The organism is Pseudomonas hydrolytica, from assembly GCF_021495345.1.
GTDB lineage: Bacteria > Pseudomonadota > Gammaproteobacteria > Pseudomonadales > Pseudomonadaceae > Aquipseudomonas > Aquipseudomonas hydrolytica.
The window spans coordinates 1,445,904-1,465,730 of record NZ_CP099397.1 but is presented as its reverse complement, the minus strand read 5'-3'; the positions used below and the strand labels follow the sequence as shown (position 1 = coordinate 1,465,730).

Below are 19,827 nucleotides of genomic sequence, written 5' to 3'. Positions count from 1 at the left end.
CGTGTGCCAGCCCGATAAAAGAAATCACCATGTCCCTGCCCAAACACCACCTGGAACTGCTCAGCCCTGCGCGTGATGTCGAGATCGCCCGCGAGGCCATCCTCCACGGCGCCGACGCCGTCTATATCGGCGGCCCGAGCTTCGGCGCACGGCACAACGCCTGCAACGAAGTGAGCGATATCGCCAGGCTGGTGGAGTTCGCCCGGCGCTACCATGCGCGGGTGTTCACCACGCTCAACACCATTTTCCACGACGACGAACTGGAGCAGGTGCGCACGCTGATCCACCAGCTCTACGACGCGGGCGTGGATGCGCTGATCGTGCAGGACATGGGGGTGATGGAGCTGGATATCCCGCCCATCGAGCTGCATGCCAGCACCCAGACCGACATCCGCACCCTGGCGCGGGCCAAGTTCCTCGACCAGGCAGGGTTCTCCCAGCTGGTGCTGGCGCGCGAGCTGAACCTGCAGGAAATCCGTGCGATTGCCGATGAAACCGATGCCGCCATCGAATTCTTCATCCACGGCGCGCTGTGCGTGGCCTTCTCCGGCCAGTGCAACATCTCCCATGCGCAGACCGGGCGCAGCGCCAACCGCGGCGACTGCTCGCAGGCCTGCCGCCTGCCCTATACCCTCAAGGACGAGAAAGGCGGCGTGATCGCCTACGAGAAACACCTGCTGTCGATGAAGGACAACAACCAGAGCGCCAACCTGCGCGCCCTGGTCGAGGCCGGCGTGCGCTCGTTCAAGATCGAGGGCCGCTACAAGGATGTGGCCTACGTGAAGAACATCACCGCCCACTACCGCCGCGAACTTGACGCCATTCTCGAAGACCGCCCGGACCTGGCCCGCGCCTCCAGCGGCCGTACCGCGCACTTCTTCGTACCCGATCCGGACAAGACTTTCCACCGTGGCAGCACCGACTACTTCGTCACCGAGCGCAAGGTGGACATCGGCGCCTTCGACTCGCCGACCTTCACTGGCTTGCCCGTCGGCCACGTGGAAAAAGTGGGCAAGCGCGACCTGATCGCCGTCACCCACGAGCCCTTGTCCAATGGCGACGGCCTCAACGTGCTGGTCAAGCGCGAGGTGGTGGGCTTCCGCGCCAATATCGCCGAATTGAAAGACGAGTTCGAAGAGGACGGCGAGAAGCGCTACCGCTACCGCGTCGAGCCCAACGAGATGCCCGAAGGGCTCTTCCGCCTGCGCCCGAATCACCCGCTGAGCCGCAACCTCGACCACAACTGGCAGCAGGCGCTGCAGCGCACCAGCGCCGAGCGCCGTATCGGCGTCAGCTGGAAGGCCGTGCTGCGAGAGGATGCCCTGACGCTCACCGCCACCAGCGAAGAAGGCATCAGCGTCGACGTCGCCCTGCCCGGCCCGTTCGGCGCGGCCAACAAACCGGAACAGGCGCTGGACGGCCTGCGCGATCTGCTCACCCAGCTCGGTACCACCATCTACCACGCCCAGGGCGTGACGCTGGATGCCCCTCAGGCCTTCTTCGTGCCCAATTCGCAGCTCAAGGCGCTACGCCGCGAGGCCATCGAGGCGCTGACCGAAGCGCGCGTCGCCGCCCATCCGCGTGGCAGCCGCAAGGCCGAAACCGACCCGGCGCCGGTGTATCCGGAATCGCACCTGAGCTTCCTCTACAACGTCTACAACCAGAAGGCCCGCGACTTCTACCATCGCCATGGCGTGCAACTGATCGATGCCGCCTACGAGGCGCACGAGGAAACCGGCGAAGTGCCGGTGATGATCACCAAGCACTGCCTGCGCTTCTCCTTCAACCTGTGCCCCAAGCAGGCCAAGGGCGTGACCGGCGTGCGCACCAAGGTGGCGCCGATGCAACTCGTGCATGGCGATGAAGTGCTGACCCTGAAGTTCGACTGCAAGCCGTGCGAGATGCACGTGATCGGCAAGATGAAGGGCCACATCCTCGACCTGCCCCAGCCGGGCAGCGCCGCCGCCCAGGTGGTGGGCCACATCAGCCCGGACGACCTGCTCAAGACCATTCGCCAGAAGCCGGGCTACAGCCACTAACGCTACTATCGTCCAAGCCTCTGTGCGCACGGCGCACCCTACAAGAGCGACGTGCTCCGTAGGGTGCGCCGTGCGCACCAGCGTCCTCTGATGCGTGCGGCCAACCACCGGGGCCCGCTGTTTCAAGGGCCGCATGGCGCACCCTACCCGGCCCCGCCTCCTACCGGCTCATGATGCCTTCGCAGGCCTCGATCAACGCCGCCGCCAATTCGCGCGCGTAACCGGGCAACTGGTTGCGCGCGTGCAGCGCCACCTCCACCGGCGCTACCGGTGCGAAGCCTTCGGCCTCGCCCAATTCGCGGTGCGCGGCGGTGATCAGCCGGCGCGGCAGCAGGGTCAGGCCCAGGCCGCCCTCGGCCGCGGCGCTGACCCCGGGCAGGCTGCTGCTGACATAGGCGATGCGCCACGGCTTGCCCATGGCGTCCAGGGCATGGGTCATTTCCAGGCGATACAGGCCGTTGGGCGGGAACACCGCCAGCGGCACCGGGTTGCGCGCCAGCACAGGGCGCGCGCGGCTGTCGAGCCAGGCCAGCGGCTCGGCCCAACTGGCCAGGCCTTTGGCGCTGCCGGCACGCTGCTTGATCAGCGCCAGATCCAGCTCGCCGGCGTTGAATGCACGCCACACGTCGTGACTGAGGCCGCTGGTGATCTCCAGGCGGATACCCGGATGGGCATCGGCGAAATCGGCCAGATAGGGAGTCAGGCTGTTGGCAGCGAAATCGTCCGGCACGCCAAGGCGCACCTCGCCCTCCACCGCACTCTGCCCCAGCGCCAGCATGGCTTCGTCCATCAGTGCGACGATGCGGTTGGCGTAACCGAGCAGGCGCTCGCCCTCGGTGGTGGTCACCACGTAGCGGCCGCTGCGGTCGAGCAGCTCGGCGCCAAGCTGCTCCTCCAGACGCCGCACCTGCTGGCTGACCGTGGACTGGGTCAGATGCAGGCTGGCCGCAGCGCGAGTAAAGCCGCCGGTCTGCACCACGGCGAGAAAACTGCGTAACAGCACCGGATCGAGCATGTCGCCACCCATCATGAAACCCACTGGCAGGCATTCTACTATTTAATTTCCGAATCCAGCCGCGAATTCCTATAGTGCAGGGGAGCCAGTTTTCCGCGCGGGGACAGATCCCTGCGCCATTCACCCGCCGAGGCACTCTCTCGATGAGCAAATCGCCCTACTACTACGCCCCGCATGGCGGCCATCCCGGTCAGGAACAACTGCTGACCGACCGCGCCATGTTCACCGAAGCCTACGCCGTGATCCCCAAGGGCGTGATGCGTGACATCGTCACCAGTCACCTGCCGTTCTGGGACAACATGCGCATGTGGGTCATCGCACGCCCGCTGACCGGCTTTGCCGAAACCTTCTCGCAGTACATCGTCGAAGTCGGCCCGAATGGCGGCAGCAACAAGCCGGAGCTGGACCCGAGCGCCGAAGGCGTGATCTTCGTCGTCGAAGGTGAATTCAACCTGACCCTCAACGGCACCCAGCACGCCATGCGCCCGGGCAGCTACGCCTTCATCCCGCCGCAGAGCGACTGGTCGCTGCGCAACAACGGCAGCCAGGCCGTGCGCTTCCACTGGCTGCGCAAGGCCTACCAGCCGGTCGAGGGCGTGCCCCATCCGGAAGCCTTCGTCACCAACGAGCAGGATATCGAGCCGATCGTCATGCCCGGCACCGAAGGCCGCTGGAGCACCACGCGCTTCGTCGAGATCAGCGACATGCGCCATGACATGCACGTCAACATCGTCAACTTCGAGCCGGGCGGCGTGATCCCCTTCGCCGAAACTCATGTCATGGAACACGGCCTGTACGTGCTGGAAGGCAAGGCGGTGTATCGCCTGAACCAGGACTGGGTCGAGGTGGAAGCCGGCGACTTCATGTGGCTGCGCGCCTTCTGCCCGCAGGCCTGCTACGCCGGCGGCCCGGGCCGCTTCCGCTACCTGCTGTACAAGGATGTGAACCGTCAGATGCCGCTGACCCTGGGCGGCCTGAAGCGCTGATCGGCAATGCCCGTAGGGTGCGCCGTGCGCACCGATGCTGCGGCACCTGAGTATCGGTGCGCGCGGCGCACCCTACGAAGCGGCTCCTGGGTAGACATAAAAAGAAGGCCACCCCGAGGGGTGGCCTTTTCGTTTCTGCAACAACCGATCAGCTGTGGCGGATCAGGTGATCGAAGGCGCTCAGCGATGCCTTCGAGCCCTCGCCCATGGCGATGACGATCTGCTTGTACGGCACGGTGGTCACGTCACCGGCGGCGAACACACCGGGGATGTTGGTCGCGCCCTTGGCATCGACGACGATCTCGCCGAAGCGGCTGAGCTCGACGGTGCCCTTGAGCCAGTCGCTGTTGGGCAGCAGACCGATCTGCACGAAGATGCCTTCCAGCTCGACGCGATGCTGCTCCTCGGTGGTGCGATCCTTGTAAACCAGGCCGTTGACCTTCTGACCGTCGCCAGTGACCTCGGTGGTCTGCGCGCTCTTGATCACGGTCACGTTGGGCAGGCTGAACAGCTTCTTCTGCAGCACGGCGTCGGCGCGCAGGGTATCGGCGAATTCCAGCAGGGTGACGTGGGCGACGATGCCGGCCAGGTCGATGGCCGCCTCGACGCCGGAGTTGCCGCCACCGATCACCGCCACACGCTTGCCCTTGAACAGCGGGCCGTCGCAGTGCGGGCAGAAGCACACGCCCTTGGCCTTGTACTCCTGCTCGCCGGGCACGCCCATTTCACGCCAGCGCGCGCCGGTGGAAAGGATCACGGTCTTGGCCTTGAGCGAGGCGCCGTTCTCGAACTTCACTTCGTGCAGGCCGCCTTCGCTGCTGGCCGGCACTAGGGCCGAGGCACGCTGCAGGTTCATCACGTCGACTTCGTATTCCTTGACGTGTTCTTCCAGCGCGCGCACCAGTTTCGGGCCTTCGGTTTCCTTGACCGAGATGAAGTTCTCGATGGCCATGGTGTCCAGCACCTGGCCACCGAAGCGCTCGGCGGCAATCGCGGTACGGATGCCCTTACGTGCGGCGTAGATGGCCGCCGCAGCACCGGCCGGGCCACCGCCGACCACCAGCACGTCGAAGGCTTCCTTGGCGCTCATCTTCTCGGCATCGCGGTTGGCGGCGCCGGTGTCGATCTTGGCGAGGATTTCCTTCACGTCCATGCGGCCGGAAGCGAACACCTCACCGTTCAGGTAGATGCTCGGCACGGCCATGATCTGGCGACGCTCGACTTCTTCCTGGAACAGCGCACCGTCGATGGAGACGTTGCGGATATTGGGGTTGAGCACGGCCATCAGGTTCAGCGCCTGAACCACGTCCGGGCAGTTCTGGCAGGAGAGCGAGAAGTAGGTCTCGAACTCGAACTTGCCCTCGATGCTCTTGATCTGCGCGATGGTGTCGGCATCCAGCTTGGACGGATGGCCACCAACCTGCAGCAGCGCCAGTACCAGCGAGGTGAACTCGTGGCCCATGGGGATACCGGCGAAGGTCAGGCCGATATCCGCGCCGGGGCGCACCAGCGAGAACGACGGGCGGCGGGCATCGCGGCCGTCGGTCTTCAGGGTGATCTTGTCGGTCAGGCCGACGATGTCTTGCAGCAGGCCCAGCAGCTCCTGAGATTTCGCGCTGTCATCGAGGGACGCGACGATCTCGAACGGCAGGGTGACCTTCTCCAGGTAGGCCTTCAACTGGGCTTTAAGATTGGCGTCCAACATGGCGGAAATTCCTCAAATACGAAAAATTCGGGCAATAAAATGCCCGGACGGATCGCGCCCGGGCATCGGGCACCACAAGGGCCGGTAATGGCCCTGACAGCGCAGAGTGGGTCCTTTCCGACCTGAGACAGGCCGGAAAGGAAGCTGGCAGATTTAGATCTTGCCAACCAGGTCCAGCGACGGAGCCAGAGTGGCTTCGCCTTCTTTCCACTTGGCCGGGCAAACCTGACCCGGGTTGGCGGCGGTGTACTGAGCGGCCTTCAGCTTGCGCAGGGTCTCGGACACGTCACGGGCGATCTCGTTGGAGTGGATCTCCAGAGTCTTGATCTGACCTTCCGGGTTGATGATGAAGGTGCCGCGCAGCGCCAGACCTTCTTCCGGAATGTGTACGCCGAAAGCGTTGGTCAGCTGGTGGGTGGGGTCGCCGATCAGCGGGAACTGAGCCTTGCCAACGGCCGGCGAAGTTTCGTGCCATACCTTGTGCGAGAAGTGGGTGTCGGTGGTCACGATGTAGACCTCGGCACCGGCCTTCTGGAACTCGGCGTAGTTGTTGGCGGCGTCTTCGATTTCGGTCGGGCAGTTGAAGGTGAAGGCAGCCGGCATGAAGATCAGCACGGACCATTTGCCCTTCAGGGACTGCTCGGTGACTTCGATGAACTCGCCAGCGTGGAAAGCGTTGACCTTGAACGGCTGGATCTGAGTATTGATGAGGGACATCTCTGACTCCTTGTGAGTTGCTATGAGGGTTGAAAAATCTACGGTCGCTATATTAGCTACCTAACGGAAAAAAGCTTATTGATTACGGCCATGATATCGATTGAATGCACCAATCGATGTTACAACCCACGTCGCACGTGGGCTGCAGCCCTGGTTCAGACCAGGGTGGGATCAATCAGCAGCGCGAGTTTACCTGCGACCTGGTTACCGGCGAGTGTCTCGAACGCCGCCTCACTGTCTTTGATCGCAAAACTGCGCTCCAGTTGCGGCTTTAATCGTCCTTCGGCGAACAGCGGCCAGACCTGCTGCTGCAGATCGCGCAGCAGGTCCGCCTTGAACTGCTCGTCACGGTTACGCAGGGTTGAACCGATCAGCTGAATGCGCTTGCCCAGCACCTGCGCCAGGTCCAGGGTGGCCTCGCGGCCGCCCATCAGGCCGATGTTGATCCAGCGCCCGTCACGTGCCAGCAGCTCCAGATTGAGCGCGGCGTACTGCCCGCCAACCGGATCGAGGATCACGTCGTAGGGACCGAAGTCGCGCAGGCTCTGCAAATCCTCGCCTCTCAGCGCTCCACCCTGCGCTCCCAGCGCCTCGCAGTAGGCCAGCCGCTCGGCGGAGCCGACACTGACCCAGCAGGGGCTGCCGAATGCCTTGCACAGCTGAATGGCTGCCGAGCCCACGCCGCTGGCGCCGGCATGCAGCAGCACCTTTTCCCCCGGGCGCAGCGCACCGAGCTGGAACAGATTGAGCCAGGCGGTGGCATAGACCTCCGGCACTACCGCCGCCTCGACCAGGCTGAGGCCTTCGGGTATCGGCAAGGCGTGGCGCGCATCGAGCACCACTTCCTCGGCCATGCCACCGCCGGCCAACAGGCAGCAGACACGATCGCCCACCTGCCAGGCGCTGCCTGCACCGACCTCGATAACCACCCCGGAACACTCCAGGCCCAGGGCCTGGCTGGCACCAGGCGGCGGCGGATAGAGACCGGCACGCTGCAACAGGTCGGCACGATTCAGCCCGGCGGCAGCCACCTTGACCCGAATCTGCCCCGCGTCGCAGGCCTGAGCGGGTTGCTCCAGCCACTGCGCCTGCCCCTCGACGCCTTGCAATGCCTTCATGCTGCCTCCATAGTGCAAGTGGAACGGGCCCGGCGCAGACCGCCGGGCTTACGTCTAGCGCCAACGGAACCTGGCGCCCTCAATTACGGCCTAATATGCGTTATCACCTGCCACTACGTCGAATCAGCATGAAGCGCTCCCTTGCAAGTACCGCCCTCGCCCTCGTACTCGGCTTCAGTGCCCTGCCGTTGGCGGCCAAGACCACCACTGCTCCTGGCTGGGACTACCTGCAGCCGGATCGCGAGCAAGTGATTGCCAGCCTCAACGTAGTGGAATTGCTCAGACGCCATCACTACAACAAGCCGCCGCTGAATGACGAGCGCTCGATTCAGATCTACGACAACTACCTGAAGTTGCTCGATCCGACGCGCAGTTATTTCACCGCCGGCGACATCGCCGAATTCAACCAGTGGCGAACCAAGTTCGATGATCTGCTCAAGAGCGGCGATCTCGAACCAGGTTTCGCCATCTATCGCCGCCACCTGACCCGCCTGCAGGAGCGCCTGGACTACGCCCTGGCAGAGCTCGGCAAGGGCGTCGACAAGATCGACTTCACCATCGACGAAGAGCTGCAGGTCGACCGCGAGAAAGCCCCCTGGGCCAAGGATCGCGCCGAACTCGACGAGCTCTGGCGCAAACGCCTCAAGGACGAAGTGCTGCGGCTGAAGATTGCCGGCAAGGAAACCAAGGACATCCAGGAACTGCTGACGAAGCGTTACCGGAACCAGCTGGCGCGCCTCAAGCAGACCCGTGGCGAAGACGTGTTCCAGGCCTACATCAACGCCTTCGCCACCACCTACGATCCGCACACCACCTACCTGTCGCCGGACAATGCGGAAAACTTCGACATCAACATGAGCCTGTCGCTGGAAGGCATCGGCGCCGTGCTGCAGAGCGACAACGAGCACGTCAAGGTCGTACGCCTGGTACCGGCCGGCCCGGCAGAGAAGAGCAAGCAGATCGCCCCGGCGGACAAGATCGTTGGTGTCGCTCAGGGTAACGGCGAGATGGTCGACGTGATCGGCTGGCGTCTGGACGAAGTGGTCAAGCTGATCCGCGGCCCGAAAGGCTCCACCGTGCGCCTGGAAGTGATTCCGGCCAGCAACCCGCCCAGCGACCAGACCAGCAAGGTGGTCACCATCACCCGTGAGGCGGTCAAGCTGGAAGAGCAGGCAGCCAAGAAGAAGGTTCTGGAACTCAAGCACGAGGGCCGCGACTACAAGCTCGGGGTCATCGAGCTGCCGGCCTTCTATCTCGACTTCAAGGCGTTCCGCGCTGGCGACCCGAACTACAAGAGCACCACCCGCGACGTCAAACGCCTGCTCGACGAGCTGCAGGCCGAAAAGGTCGACGGCGTGGTGATCGACCTGCGCAACAACGGTGGCGGCTCGCTGCAGGAAGCCACCGAGCTGACCAGTCTGTTCATCGAACAGGGCCCCACCGTGCTGGTGCGCAATGCCGACGGCCGTGTCGACGTGCTCGCCGACGACAGCAAAGGCGTCTACTACAGCGGTCCCCTGGCCGTGCTGGTCAACCGCCTGTCCGCCTCGGCCTCGGAGATCTTCGCCGGCGCCATGCAGGACTATCACCGCGCGCTGATTCTCGGCGGCCAGACCTTCGGCAAGGGCACGGTGCAGACCATCCAGCCGCTCAACCACGGCGAGCTGAAACTGACCCTGGCCAAGTTCTACCGCGTCTCGGGGCAAAGCACGCAGAACCAGGGCGTGATTCCCGACATCCTCTACCCCGACGTGATGGATACCAAGGACATCGGCGAAAGCGCGCTGCCTGCCGCCCTGCCCTGGGACAGCATCCGCCCGGCGATCAAGCCCGAACTGGACCCGATCAAGCCCTTCCTGAGCGAACTGAAAGTGCGCCATGACCGGCGCACGGCCAATGACCCGGACTTCGTCTTCACCCGCGACCGCCTGAGCCTGGCCAAGAAGCTGATGGCCGAAACCACCGTCAGCCTCAACGAGCAGACGCGTCGTGCCCGCCAGGCCGAGGTGGAAGCCAAGCAGCTCAAGCTGGAGAACAACCGCCGGCTGGCCAAGGGCGAAGATCCGCTCAAGGAACTGCAGAAGGAAGACGAGGACGCCCTGCCGCTGGAAGACGGCAAGAGCACGCCGGAAGATGACGCCTACCTGGCCGAATCGGGGCGCATCCTGCTCGACTATCTGGGACTCAACCCCTCACTCGCGCTGCACTGAGCGCAAAGCATCTAACGTCATCAAATCGTCATCGAACTGTCGTGAAATGCAGGGGCCGGCCAAAAACCGGCCCCTTCGTTTTTTTGCCAGATCGAGAGCACCCATGACCGTCACCGAGCAGTTGAGCGCATTGGGGAACATCCTCGCTCACGGCGACATCAGCAGCCTGTTCCAGCCCATCGTCTCGCTTTCCGAACAGCGCATCCTGGGCTATGAGGCGCTTACCCGCGGCCCCTCCAACAGCCCGCTGCATTCGCCGCTGACGCTGTTCGCCGTCGCCCGCCATGCCGGCCGCCTGAGCGAACTGGAAATGGCCTGCCGCAAGAGCGCCTGCAAGGCCTTCAGCGCCCAGGGCCTGGACGGCAAGCTGTTTCTCAACGTCTCGCCCGAATCGCTGCTCGACCCCAGCCACCAGCCGGGGCAAACCCTGAAACTGCTGCAGGCCTTCGGCATTCCGCCAAGCCAGGTGGTGATCGAACTCACCGAGCAGTCGCCCACCGAAGACTTCGCCCTGCTCGATACCGCCCTGCACCACTATCGCGCCATGGGCTTTTCCATCGCCCTGGACGACCTTGGCGCCGGTTACTCCAGCCTGCGCCTGTGGTCGGAACTGCGCCCGGACTACGTGAAGATCGACCGGCATTTCATCGATGGCATCCATCAGGACGCGGTCAAACGCGAGTTCGTCGGCTCCATCCTGAAGATGGCAGCCGCTTCGCGCGCCCAGGTCATAGCCGAAGGCATCGAGCTGGGCGAGGAACTGACGGTACTGGCCGAAATGGGCGTGGATCTGGTGCAGGGCTACCTGCTCAGCCGCCCGCAGGAAAAGCCGCCACGTGACGCCCGGCAGTTGCTGCCACGGTTGCAGAGCGGCCAGAGCGGTCTCGCCGAAGACAGCCACGACCTGAGCGCCCTGCTCAGCGAGCAGCCGGCCGTCGACCAGCACACCGCCATCGCCGAGGTGCTGGAGGTGTTTCGCGCTCAAGCCAATCTCAATTCCCTGGCGGTACTGGATGAACAGCGCCAGCCGGTCGGCATCGTCCACCGCCACTCGCTCTCGGAGGCGCTGCTCAAGCCCTTCGCCACCGACCTGTTCGCGCGCAAGCCGATCAGCCGGCTGATGAGCCAGGACTTTCTCGCCGTGGAGCTCACCCAGTCGCTGCAGAAGGTCAGCCGGCTGCTGACCAGCCGCGCGCGCCAGCGCATCGAGGAGGACTTCATCATCATCCAGAGCGGTCGCTATCTGGGCCTGGGTCGGGTGATCGACGTGCTCAAGCTGATCACCGAGCAGAAGCTGCAGCAGGCACGCCATGCCAATCCGCTCACCCTGCTGCCCGGCAACGTGCCCATCCAGCAGTGCCTGGCGCGCCTGCTACAGCAGGGCCGCCAGGCCGCGGTGTGCTACGTCGACATCGACAGTTTCAAACCCTTCAACGACCTGTACGGCTATGCCAAGGGCGACGAGGTGCTGTTGTGCCTGGCCCAGTGCCTGAACGAGAGGGTCGATCCGGCACGCGATTTCGTCGGCCATATCGGCGGGGATGACTTCATGCTGGTGCTTGGCTCGGCCGACTGGCGAGAAAAGCTCGGGCGTCTGATCGAGGACTTCCAGAGCCAGTGCCGGCGCTTCTACCGGGAAGAGCATCTGCAAGCCGGCTGCTTTATCGCCCACAACCGCCAGGGCCAGCGCCAGGAGTATGCGTTGCTGTCGCTGTCGATCGGCGTAGTGCATCTGCAGGGCGAAGACTGCGCGCAACTGGACGCCGCACGCCTGGCCGAGCTGGCGTCGGACGCCAAGCGTCAGGCCAAGTCGGTGCCCGGCTACAGCCTGCACATCATTCCGGGCTCAGCGGGCTGAGCGACCAGCCCCTTCTGCCATGGCGGCGTAGCGCTCGGCGGCTTGCAGATCGACCTCCACCCCAGGGCCGCCCTGGCGATAGAGCTGGCTCAGACGGCTGGCCGCCAGGGGATGTCCGGCAGCCAGCGCCATCTCCCACCAACGCAGCGCTTGCGCGGCATCCGGAGGCTGCCGGGTATCGCCCTGCAGCGCCTGCACGCCCAGCTGATAGGCGGCCTTGCCATCCCCGCCATTGGCGGCCAGGCGCAGCAGCCTCAGCCCCTCCTCGCGTGCACCGAGGCCCTGGCCGCGAAACAGCAGGATATGGCCGTAGAAACTTTGTGCGGCAGTGTCGCCTAGGTTGGCCATGCGCCCGTACTGCCCCTGCATCCATTGCCACAGGCGCGGCTGCCGCAGCGCCACGGGCCAATGAAACAGGCGCCGGGCCAGCCAGTAGCCAAGCCGCGCGCGCAGGCCCCACAGCAGCCTAGACATCGGCGGGGTAATCGAACTCGAACACCCGCACCACCTCGGATGCGTGCCAGGAGGCAGCGGCGACGCCATCGGAAGCACCGCTGAAACGCCCCAGACGGGTGACGCACTCGAAGAAGCCGGTTCGCGGCAGGCGGCTGGCGCCCTGGCTGATCACCAGCGCACTGCGCAGCGGTCGTTCGGCACGGGCATCCAGCGCAGCCAGGTGTTCCAGCGCCGCAGTGAGGGTCTGCATGGCCGGGCTCGGCAACTCCAGGCGCTCGATCAGTGCACGGTATGTCAGCAGATGACGCTGACGGCGAGCATCATCGAGTTCATCGAGCAGGGCCTGCCAATGCTGGCGACTGATGCGCACGCTCAAGACCAGCCCTCCAGCCCCAGGGTCCAGGCCAGCGAACGCAGGATGGCCGCGTCGGGTCGACGCTCGCCACGCTCGATCATGGCCAGGTAATGCGGACTGATGCCCACGCTGCGGGCCAGAGCCTCCGGACTCAAGCCCTTGGCCTCACGCAGCGCTTGCAGTTGCTCGAGCGAAGGCTTCAGCGCATTGACCGGCTGCGCGGCAGCGGGCTCGGCATGCTCCTGGCGCCCGGCCGCCTGCATCAATGCCTGATATTCGCCCCAGGGCAACACGGCATATTCCGGTTCGCCATCGCGGGAAATGATTTGCACAGTCATGAATTTCTCCGTGGGAAAGCAGCACCGACGAACCTCGGCGCCTTCCTTGCGAGCCGCCATCTTAACAGGCGTCTGGCGCCAGAGGCGTGATCTGTACTGCCAAGGCATCACGCTCTATTCTCGAGGCTGAACAAACCGCACCATAGCGGTAGCTGCGTCGAAACATCTGCCAACGGGGAGTCCATCTTGCGAATACTGTACGCGCTTTTGGGTGGACTATTGGCCGCGCCTTGTACGGCGCAGACCCTGATCTGGGGCTACGGCCCGGCCGACACCCTGCCCTATGTGGAACCGGGACGCGTGCAGCCGCAGCGCGGGCTGGCACCACGCCTGGGCGAGGAGCTGAGCAAACGCTTCGATCTTCCCGTGCAGTTCATCGAAACGCCGAACAATCGCCTGGAGTCCTACCTGCAGGAGGGCCGGCTGCACCTGATCTGCAACACCACGCCGCAATGGATGAGCGAGTCGCAGCGCTATCACTGGTCGCCTCCGTTGTACGAGGAGGAAGACGTGTTGCTGCAGCATCGTGATCGGCCACCGCTGAGCGATCTCGCCAGCCTGCACGGCAGGGTCCTGGGTACCAGCCTGGGTTACGTCTACAGCCAGCCGCTGATGGCCGCCTTCGCCAATGGCGCGATCAAACGCCAGGACGTACGCGACCTCGACACCAGCCTGCATATGCTCGACAAGCAACGCCTGGACGCGGTGATCGACATGCGCCGCAATCTGGCCTACAAGCTCAACCAATATCCGCAGCTACAGCTGCGCTTCAGCCCCTGGGTGGTGGAGCGTTATCAGATTCACTGCGCGTACGGCCCGCACCTGCCGATAGCCGCGCAGCGACTGGACGCCGTGCTGCTGGAGCTGCGTGATCGCGGGCTGATCAGCCAATGGCTGGATGAAGCCCTCAGGAATGCTGCGGATCAGCCTGGTCAGCAGGCGGCAGATGCTCGATGAGCGCCAGACGCTCCGGAGCCTGCTTCGCGCGCCAGACCTTGAACGCCTCCAGCTCCCCCTGCCAGGTGCGCATCACCCAGGCCAGCACGGCCAGATCGTCGACGAAGCCGACACCCACCAACCAATCCGGAATGGCGTCCAGCGGGGCAATGAAATACAGCAACGCCGCCACCACCATCAGCAGCGCCTGACTGCTGATCTGCCGGTACTCGCCCTTGAACCAGGCCAGGCAAAGGGCGCGCAGCACACGCAAGTCGTCCTTGAACGCGGCGAACCGCTGCCCCTCCGGGGAACGCTTGTCACCCAGGGCACGGACCAGCTCCGGCAAGCGCCCGTCCCGCAGGAAGCGAGCCGCCAGAGGCAGGTAACGCATCAGTTTCCATGGAGCTTTCATCGGACCTCCTCGGCAAGCCAGACAACGCCTGGCCTTGCCTGGCTTATCCACCGAAGCTGTGGATAAATCTGTGCAAAGACTTTCGACAAGCTTACCAAAGGCCCGTGCCATGAGGACTTCGCTCAGATCGGGCATTTTTTATACAAAGGATAAAAGCCATTCAAATCAATAACTTGAGAATTGACATGGCATCACCGCGCGGTGTAGCGAAAATCCGTCAGGAACCGTTTCCGCAATGTGCATAAGCGTAACACTCGACTTGCGACACACCGCCTTTTTCGAGCCAGAAACGACAACGCCCCGTCAAGACGGGGCGTTGCGATGACGCGTGCAAGTGTTACTGCTGCGCGTCTGCCTGATCCTTGATGCCGATCAGCTCAAGATCGAACACCAGCACCGAGTTGGCGGGGATGGCCGGAGATGGGCTCTGTTCGCCGTAGGCCAGCTCACTGGGGATGTACAGCTTGTACTTCTCGCCCACGTGCATCAACTGCAGGCCTTCGACCCAACCCGGGATCACGCCGCCAACCGGCAGATCGATGGGACTGCCGCGTGCGACGGAGCTGTCGAACACGCTGCCATCGGTCAGCTTGCCTTCGTAGTGAACGGTCACCACGTCGGTTTCCTTGGGTTGCGCACCGTCGGTCTTCTTCACCACTTCGTACTGCAGACCGGATTCGGTGGTAACCACGCCTTCGCGCTTGCCGTTCTCTTCAAGGAACTTCTTGCCAGCCTCGGCCGCTTCCTTGTTCAGGGCAGCCATGCGCTCTTCGGCACGGTTCTGCAGGAAGGAGAAGGCCTCGATCATGTCTTCGTCCTTGATGCGCGGCTCCTTCTTCGCCAGCGCGTCCTCGATACCCTGAGCGACGGCCTTGGAGTCCAGATCGTCCATGCCCTCTTCGGACAGGCTGCGCCCCATGTTCAGACCGATACCGTAGGAAGCCTTCTGCGCCGGGCTCTTGAGTTCGACTTCGCTGGTTTGCGAATCGCAACCGGCGAGCACCAGGCCTACCAGGGCAACTGCCGCCGCCAAACGATGCTGTTTCATGCTTGTTCCTTGTAGATGCGCCCGAAGGCCGTCGTGTGAAAGCGCGAGCTTAGCAGCCTGCCACGATCACTGGCTACGGCATAGGAGCCGAGCAATGCGCATAAGTTCAAGCAAACAAAGGATTTTTTCTGAGATTTCGGTGGAAACCGAAGAGATGTCACAGGAGGGGATGAAGCGAGGAGAAGAATGGCGCAGCGGACGGGACTCGAACCCGCGACCCCCGGCGTGACAGGCCGGTATTCTAACCGACTGAACTACCGCTGCGCGTAACTGCGAGATTGGTGGGTGGTGACGGGATCGAACCGCCGACCCTCTGCTTGTAAGGCAGATGCTCTCCCGGCTGAGCTAACCACCCATTCGCTCTCGAAGTGGGGCGCATTCTAGAGAGCGTTCCGGACCTTGGCAAGCCCTCTTGGCAAAAAAATTTATCGCCCCAGCAAGAACTTAGGTGAGACCAGCGAATTTCCTCAACGGTCTGCTGTCAGGGTTGGCCTGAGCACGCCAGCGGAGAATAATGCGCGCTCTGTGCCGACGGACCGCCCACCATCCGATGGGTCGTCCGCCACCTTCATCCGTCGCTGCGCGGCCACCTTCCCGTTCGCGAAGGTCCCACGGATGGCGCTGCCTGCGACCTCAACACCAATGGAGATTCACCCGCTCATGTGGTTTCGTAACCTGCTGGTCTACCGCCTCACTCAGGACATCCCTTTCGACGCCGACGCGCTGGAGACCGCACTGGCCAGCAAGCCGGCGCGCCCCTGCGCCAGCCAGGAGCTGACCACTTACGGATTCACCGCCCCCTTCGGCAAAGGCGGCGACGCGCCCCTGGTACACGTCAGTGGCGACTTCCTGCTGATCGGCACGCGCAAGGAAGAGCGCATCCTGCCCGGCTCGGTGGTGCGCGACGCGCTGAAGGAAAAGGTCGACGAGATCGAAAACACGCAGATGCGCAAGGTGTACAAGAAGGAGCGCGATCAGATCAAAGACGAGATCGTCCAGGCCTTCCTGCCGCGCGCCTTCATTCGCAAATCCGGCACCTTCGCCGCCATCGCGCCGAAACAGGGCCTGATCCTGGTCGACAGTGCCAGCGCCAAGAAGGCCGAGGACCTGCTTTCCACCCTGCGTGAAGCCATCGGCTCGCTGCCGGTACGTCCGCTGTCGGTGAAGATCGCGCCGACCGCCACCCTCACCGACTGGCTGAAAACGCAGAAGGCCGCCGAAGGCTTCTACGTGCTCGACGAGTGCGAGCTGCGCGATACCCATGAGGACGGCGGCGTGGTGCGCTGCAAGCGCCAGGACCTGACCAGCGAGGAAATCCAGCTGCACCTGTCCACCGGCAAGCAGGTCACCCAGCTGTCGCTGGCCTGGCAGGACAAGCTGTCCTTCGTGCTCGACGAGAAGCTGGCCATCAAGCGTCTGCGCTTCGAAGACGTGCTGCAGGAGCAGGCGGAACAGGACGGCGGCGACGACGCCCTGGCCCAGCAGGACGCCAGCTTCATCCTGATGATGATGACCCTGGTGGAGTTCCTGCCGGAGCTGTTCACCGCACTGGGTGGCGAAGAGATTCCGCAAGGCATCTGATCACCCTTGCCCGGGCTACGCACCGATACAGGACGGTAGCCCGGATGCCATCCGGGATCACTGCGCAAGGCATTCCCGGATTGCCAAGCCTCAGACCAGCGACTCGAGACTCTCGGTAAAGGCACTGGCGCCCTGCTCCGCCGTGCTGAAGTTGTGGCGCATGAAGGCGAACAGCTCGCGACCACAACCGCTGGCCGGTGGCGGCGTCGGCGCCAGCTCGCGCGAGGCGAACTCGACCTCGTCGCCAAGCAGCAGCAACTCGCCGCTCTGCCCATCGACGCGTAGCAGATCGCCGTCGCGCACCCGCGCCAGCGGGCCGCCGTCGAAGGCCTCGGGGCAGACATGGATAGCCGCCGGGATCTTGCCCGAGGCGCCGGACATGCGCCCGTCGGTGACCAGTGCCACCTTGAAGCCGCGATCCTGCAGCACGCCCAGATAAGGGGTCATCTTGTGCAGCTCGGGCATGCCGTTGCTGCGCGGCCCCTGGAAACGCACCACGGCGACGAAATCGCGCTCCAGCTTGCCGGCCTTGAACGCCTCGACCAACTCCAGCTGATCCTCGAACACCAGCGCAGGCGCTTCCACCACCTGATGTTCCGGCGCCACCGCGGACACCTTCATCACCCCGCGCCCCAGGTTGCCCTGCATCAGGCGCAAACCGCCTTCGGCCGAGAACGGCCGCGCCACCGGGCGCAGCACGCTCTCCTCCAGGCTCGCGGTGGGGCCGTCGCGCCAGACCAGCTTGCCGCCCTCGAGGAAGGGCTCGCGGGTGTAGCGCGACAGGCCGCGGCCGGCCACGGTATTGACCTCTTCATGCAGCAGCCCGGCCTCGAGCAGCTCGCGAATGAGGAAGGCCATGCCACCGGCGGCCTGGAAGTGATTGATGTCGGCCTTGCCGTTGGGATAGACGTGGGCCAGGGTCGGCACCACCTCGGACAGATCGGCCATGTCCTGCCAGGTCAGCAGGATGCCGGCGGCGCGGGCAATGGCCGGCATGTGCAGGGTGTGGTTGGTGGAGCCGCCGGTGGCGTGCAGGGCGACGATGGAGTTGACCAGGCAGCGCTCGTCGACGATCTCGCCGATGGGCATGAAGTTTCCGCTCTGCTTGGTCAGGCGGGTGACCTGCTGCGCCGCCTCGCGGGTCAGCGCCTCGCGCAGCGGCGTGCCCGGATTGATGAAGGAAGCGCCCGGCAGGTGCAGGCCCATCACCTCCATCAACAGTTGGTTGGTATTGGCGGTGCCATAAAAGGTGCAGGTGCCCGGCCCGTGATAGGCGGCCATCTCCGCGGCCAGCAGCTCGTCGCGGCTGGCCTTGCCCTCGGCGTAGCGCTGACGCACGTCGGCCTTTTCCTTGTTGGACAGACCCGAGGTCATGGGCCCGGCCGGCACGAACAGCGACGGCAGATGACCGAAGCGCAACGCACCCATCACCAGCCCCGGCACGATCTTGTCGCACACGCCCAGGTACAGCGCGGCGTCGAACATGTTGTGCGACAGGGCCACGGCGCTGGCCATGGCGATCACCTCGCGGCTGGCGATGCCCAGTTCCATGCCCGGCTCGCCCTGAGTGACGCCGTCGCACATCGCCGGCACGCCGCCGGCGAATTGGCCCACCGAGCCCATATCGCGCAGGGCCTGCTTGATCTGTTCGGGAAAGTGCTCGTAGGGCTGGTGGGCCGACAACATGTCGTTATAAGCAGAAACGATGGCCACGTTGGCCGCGTCCATCAGACGCAGCGTCTGCTTGTCATGGCCGGTGCAGCCGGCCACGCCGTGGGCGAAGTTGGCGCATTGCAGCTTGCCGCGCTGCGGCCCTTCACTGGCGGCCGCGCGGATCATGGCCAGATAGCGCTGGCGGGTGGCGCGGCTGCGCTCGATCAGACGGTCGGTGACTTCAACAACGCGGGGATGCATGGTCTTCTCCAGGCTAGCTACTAGCATCTGTTTGTATTTTTAACAAAATACTGCCATCAAAAAGGCTTGATTTCTAGCATCATGAGCATAATCTTGTAATTCCAACAACAAATTACGAGAAGCTCACCATGACTTTGCGAATCGCCATCAATGGTTTCGGCCGTATCGGCCGCAACGTGCTGCGTGCACTCTACACCCAGGATTATCGCCAGCATCTGCAGGTGGTGGCGATCAACGACCTGGGCGACAGCGCCATGAATGCCCACCTGCTGCGTCATGACAGCGTACACGGCGCCTTTCCCGGCGAGGTGGTGGCCGATGGCGAGAGCCTGTGGGTCAACGGCGATCACATCGCCGTCAGCGCCATTCGCAACCCCGCCGAGCTGCCCTGGAGAGCGCATCAGGTCGATGTGGTGTTCGAATGCACCGGGCTGTTCACCGACCGCGACAAGGCCGCAGCCCACCTCGCTGCCGGTGCCCGTAAGGTGTTGATCTCGGCGCCGGCCAAAGGTGCCGACGCAACCGTGGTTTATGGGGTCAACGAAGCGGTGCTGACGCCGGCCATGCAGATCGTCTCCAACGCCTCCTGCACCACCAACTGCCTGGCTCCGGTGGCCCAGGTGCTGCACCGCGAGCTGGGCATCGAACAGGGCCTGATGACCACCATCCACGCCTACACCAACGACCAGAACCTCTCCGACGTCTACCACAGCGACCCCTACCGCGCGCGCTCGGCCACCCAGTCGATGATCCCGACCAAAACCGGCGCCGCCGAAGCGGTCGGCCTGGTGCTGCCGGAACTGGCCGGCAAGCTCACCGGCATGGCGGTGAGGGTGCCGGTGATCAACGTGTCGCTGGTCGACCTGACCCTGCAGCTCAAGCACGAGACCAGCGCCGAAGAGGTCAACGCCCTGCTCAAGGCCGCCAGCGAGAAGTCGCCGGTGCTCGGTTACAACGCGCTGCCGCTGGTGTCCTGCGACTTCAACCACAACCCGCTGTCGTCGATCTTCGATGCCAACCACACCAAGGTGAGCGGCAAGCTGCTCAAGGTGATGGCCTGGTACGACAATGAATGGGGCTTCTCCAACCGCATGCTGGACAACTGCCTGACCCTGGCCCGCCTGGGCTGAAACGAG

17 protein-coding genes and 2 tRNA genes are annotated in these 19,827 nt (G+C 64.1%); 7 read left to right on the top strand and 12 right to left on the bottom strand.

The annotated features are described in order from the left end of the window. Positions 1 to 29: 29 nt before the first annotated feature. On the top strand, positions 30 to 2,039 hold the full coding sequence (locus L1F06_RS06695) for a peptidase U32 family protein (protein ID WP_129483517.1): 2,010 nt from the start codon (positions 30 to 32) through the stop codon (positions 2,037 to 2,039). Between the two features lie 160 nt (positions 2,040 to 2,199). Here L1F06_RS06695 and L1F06_RS06690 read toward each other — a convergent pair whose 3' ends face one another. Beyond that, entirely contained in the window at positions 2,200 to 3,054 is an 855-nt protein-coding gene (locus L1F06_RS06690) for a LysR substrate-binding domain-containing protein (RefSeq protein ID WP_129483531.1), read from the bottom strand. 143 nt (positions 3,055 to 3,197) lie between these two features. On the opposite strand from L1F06_RS06690, the gene L1F06_RS06685 reads away from it, so the two are divergent. Next, entirely contained in the window at positions 3,198 to 4,040 is an 843-nt protein-coding gene (locus tag L1F06_RS06685) for a bifunctional allantoicase/(S)-ureidoglycine aminohydrolase (protein ID WP_129483516.1), read from the top strand. A 148-nt stretch (positions 4,041 to 4,188) separates the two neighbouring features. Here the strand turns inward: L1F06_RS06685 and ahpF are convergent, their stop codons facing one another. The 3 genes from ahpF to L1F06_RS06670 form a co-directional block, all read right to left on the bottom strand. Further along, positions 4,189 to 5,745 (bottom strand): alkyl hydroperoxide reductase subunit F, encoded by a 1,557-nt coding sequence (ahpF, locus tag L1F06_RS06680; protein WP_129483515.1) that lies wholly within the window; start codon positions 5,743 to 5,745, stop codon positions 4,189 to 4,191. Positions 5,746 to 5,898: 153 nt separating this feature from the next. Next, the gene (gene ahpC / locus L1F06_RS06675) at positions 5,899 to 6,462 is read right to left on the bottom strand and encodes an alkyl hydroperoxide reductase subunit C (RefSeq protein ID WP_003241777.1); all 564 of its coding nucleotides are present in this window, start codon (positions 6,460 to 6,462) and stop codon (positions 5,899 to 5,901) included. 155 nt (positions 6,463 to 6,617) lie between these two features. Further along, on the bottom strand, positions 6,618 to 7,580 hold the full coding sequence (locus L1F06_RS06670; protein WP_129483514.1) for an NAD(P)H-quinone oxidoreductase: 963 nt from the start codon (positions 7,578 to 7,580) through the stop codon (positions 6,618 to 6,620). 128 nt (positions 7,581 to 7,708) lie between these two features. On the opposite strand from L1F06_RS06670, the gene L1F06_RS06665 reads away from it, so the two are divergent. After that, complete coding sequence (locus tag L1F06_RS06665; protein ID WP_003241774.1) at positions 7,709 to 9,790, top strand: carboxy terminal-processing peptidase; 2,082 nt, start codon at positions 7,709 to 7,711, stop codon at positions 9,788 to 9,790. Positions 9,791 to 9,893: 103 nt separating this feature from the next. Then, positions 9,894 to 11,648: a bifunctional diguanylate cyclase/phosphodiesterase gene (locus L1F06_RS06660; RefSeq protein ID WP_012017930.1), complete on the top strand. Its 1,755-nt coding sequence runs from the start codon at positions 9,894 to 9,896 to the stop codon at positions 11,646 to 11,648. Here the strand turns inward: L1F06_RS06660 and L1F06_RS06655 are convergent. From L1F06_RS06655 to L1F06_RS06645, 3 genes are read right to left on the bottom strand one after another with little or no spacing between them, the layout of a single operon-like run. Further along, positions 11,637 to 12,122, bottom strand: coding sequence for a tetratricopeptide repeat protein (locus L1F06_RS06655; protein WP_129483513.1), 486 nt, complete (start codon positions 12,120 to 12,122; stop codon positions 11,637 to 11,639). The genes L1F06_RS06660 and L1F06_RS06655 overlap by 12 nt on opposite strands. Further along, positions 12,115 to 12,480, bottom strand: coding sequence for a hypothetical protein (locus tag L1F06_RS06650; protein ID WP_003241767.1), 366 nt, complete (start codon positions 12,478 to 12,480; stop codon positions 12,115 to 12,117). The genes L1F06_RS06655 and L1F06_RS06650 overlap by 8 nt, the downstream gene beginning before the upstream one ends. Beyond that, the gene (locus L1F06_RS06645; RefSeq protein ID WP_129483512.1) at positions 12,477 to 12,797 is read right to left on the bottom strand and encodes a helix-turn-helix domain-containing protein; all 321 of its coding nucleotides are present in this window, start codon (positions 12,795 to 12,797) and stop codon (positions 12,477 to 12,479) included. Before L1F06_RS06645 ends, L1F06_RS06650 begins: the two co-directional genes overlap by 4 nt. Before the next feature lie 186 nt (positions 12,798 to 12,983). Between L1F06_RS06645 and L1F06_RS06640 the strand changes: the two genes are divergently transcribed. Then, complete coding sequence (locus L1F06_RS06640; RefSeq protein ID WP_129483511.1) at positions 12,984 to 13,754, top strand: substrate-binding periplasmic protein; 771 nt, start codon at positions 12,984 to 12,986, stop codon at positions 13,752 to 13,754. Here the strand turns inward: L1F06_RS06640 and L1F06_RS06635 are convergent. From L1F06_RS06635 to L1F06_RS06620, 4 genes are all read right to left on the bottom strand, one after another. Next, complete coding sequence (locus L1F06_RS06635) at positions 13,705 to 14,148, bottom strand: YkvA family protein (RefSeq protein WP_012017927.1); 444 nt, start codon at positions 14,146 to 14,148, stop codon at positions 13,705 to 13,707. The genes L1F06_RS06640 and L1F06_RS06635 overlap by 50 nt on opposite strands. 337 nt (positions 14,149 to 14,485) lie before the next feature. Next, positions 14,486 to 15,196, bottom strand: coding sequence for a BamJ family beta-barrel-assembly machinery protein (bamJ, locus tag L1F06_RS06630; RefSeq protein ID WP_012017926.1), 711 nt, complete (start codon positions 15,194 to 15,196; stop codon positions 14,486 to 14,488). Between the two features lie 187 nt (positions 15,197 to 15,383). Further along, positions 15,384 to 15,460 (bottom strand) — tRNA-Asp (locus tag L1F06_RS06625). A 15-nt stretch (positions 15,461 to 15,475) separates the two neighbouring features. Continuing rightward, a tRNA-Val gene (locus tag L1F06_RS06620) sits at positions 15,476 to 15,551 on the bottom strand. Between the two features lie 305 nt (positions 15,552 to 15,856). On the opposite strand from L1F06_RS06620, the gene rdgC reads away from it, so the two are divergent. Further along, positions 15,857 to 16,777 carry a recombination-associated protein RdgC gene (gene rdgC, locus L1F06_RS06615; RefSeq protein WP_129483510.1) on the top strand — a complete coding sequence of 307 codons (921 nt, stop codon included), beginning with the start codon at positions 15,857 to 15,859 and terminating at the stop codon, positions 16,775 to 16,777. 90 nt (positions 16,778 to 16,867) lie between these two features. Here rdgC and edd read toward each other — a convergent pair whose 3' ends face one another. Then, positions 16,868 to 18,691, bottom strand: a complete 1,824-nt coding sequence (edd, locus tag L1F06_RS06610; protein ID WP_129483509.1) for a phosphogluconate dehydratase — start codon at positions 18,689 to 18,691, stop codon at positions 16,868 to 16,870. A gap of 128 nt (positions 18,692 to 18,819) precedes the next feature. On the opposite strand from edd, the gene gap reads away from it, so the two are divergent. After that, a complete protein-coding gene (gap, locus tag L1F06_RS06605) occupies positions 18,820 to 19,821 on the top strand; it encodes a type I glyceraldehyde-3-phosphate dehydrogenase (RefSeq protein ID WP_096827114.1) in 1,002 nt (333 codons plus the stop codon). Positions 19,822 to 19,827 lie beyond the last annotated feature (6 nt).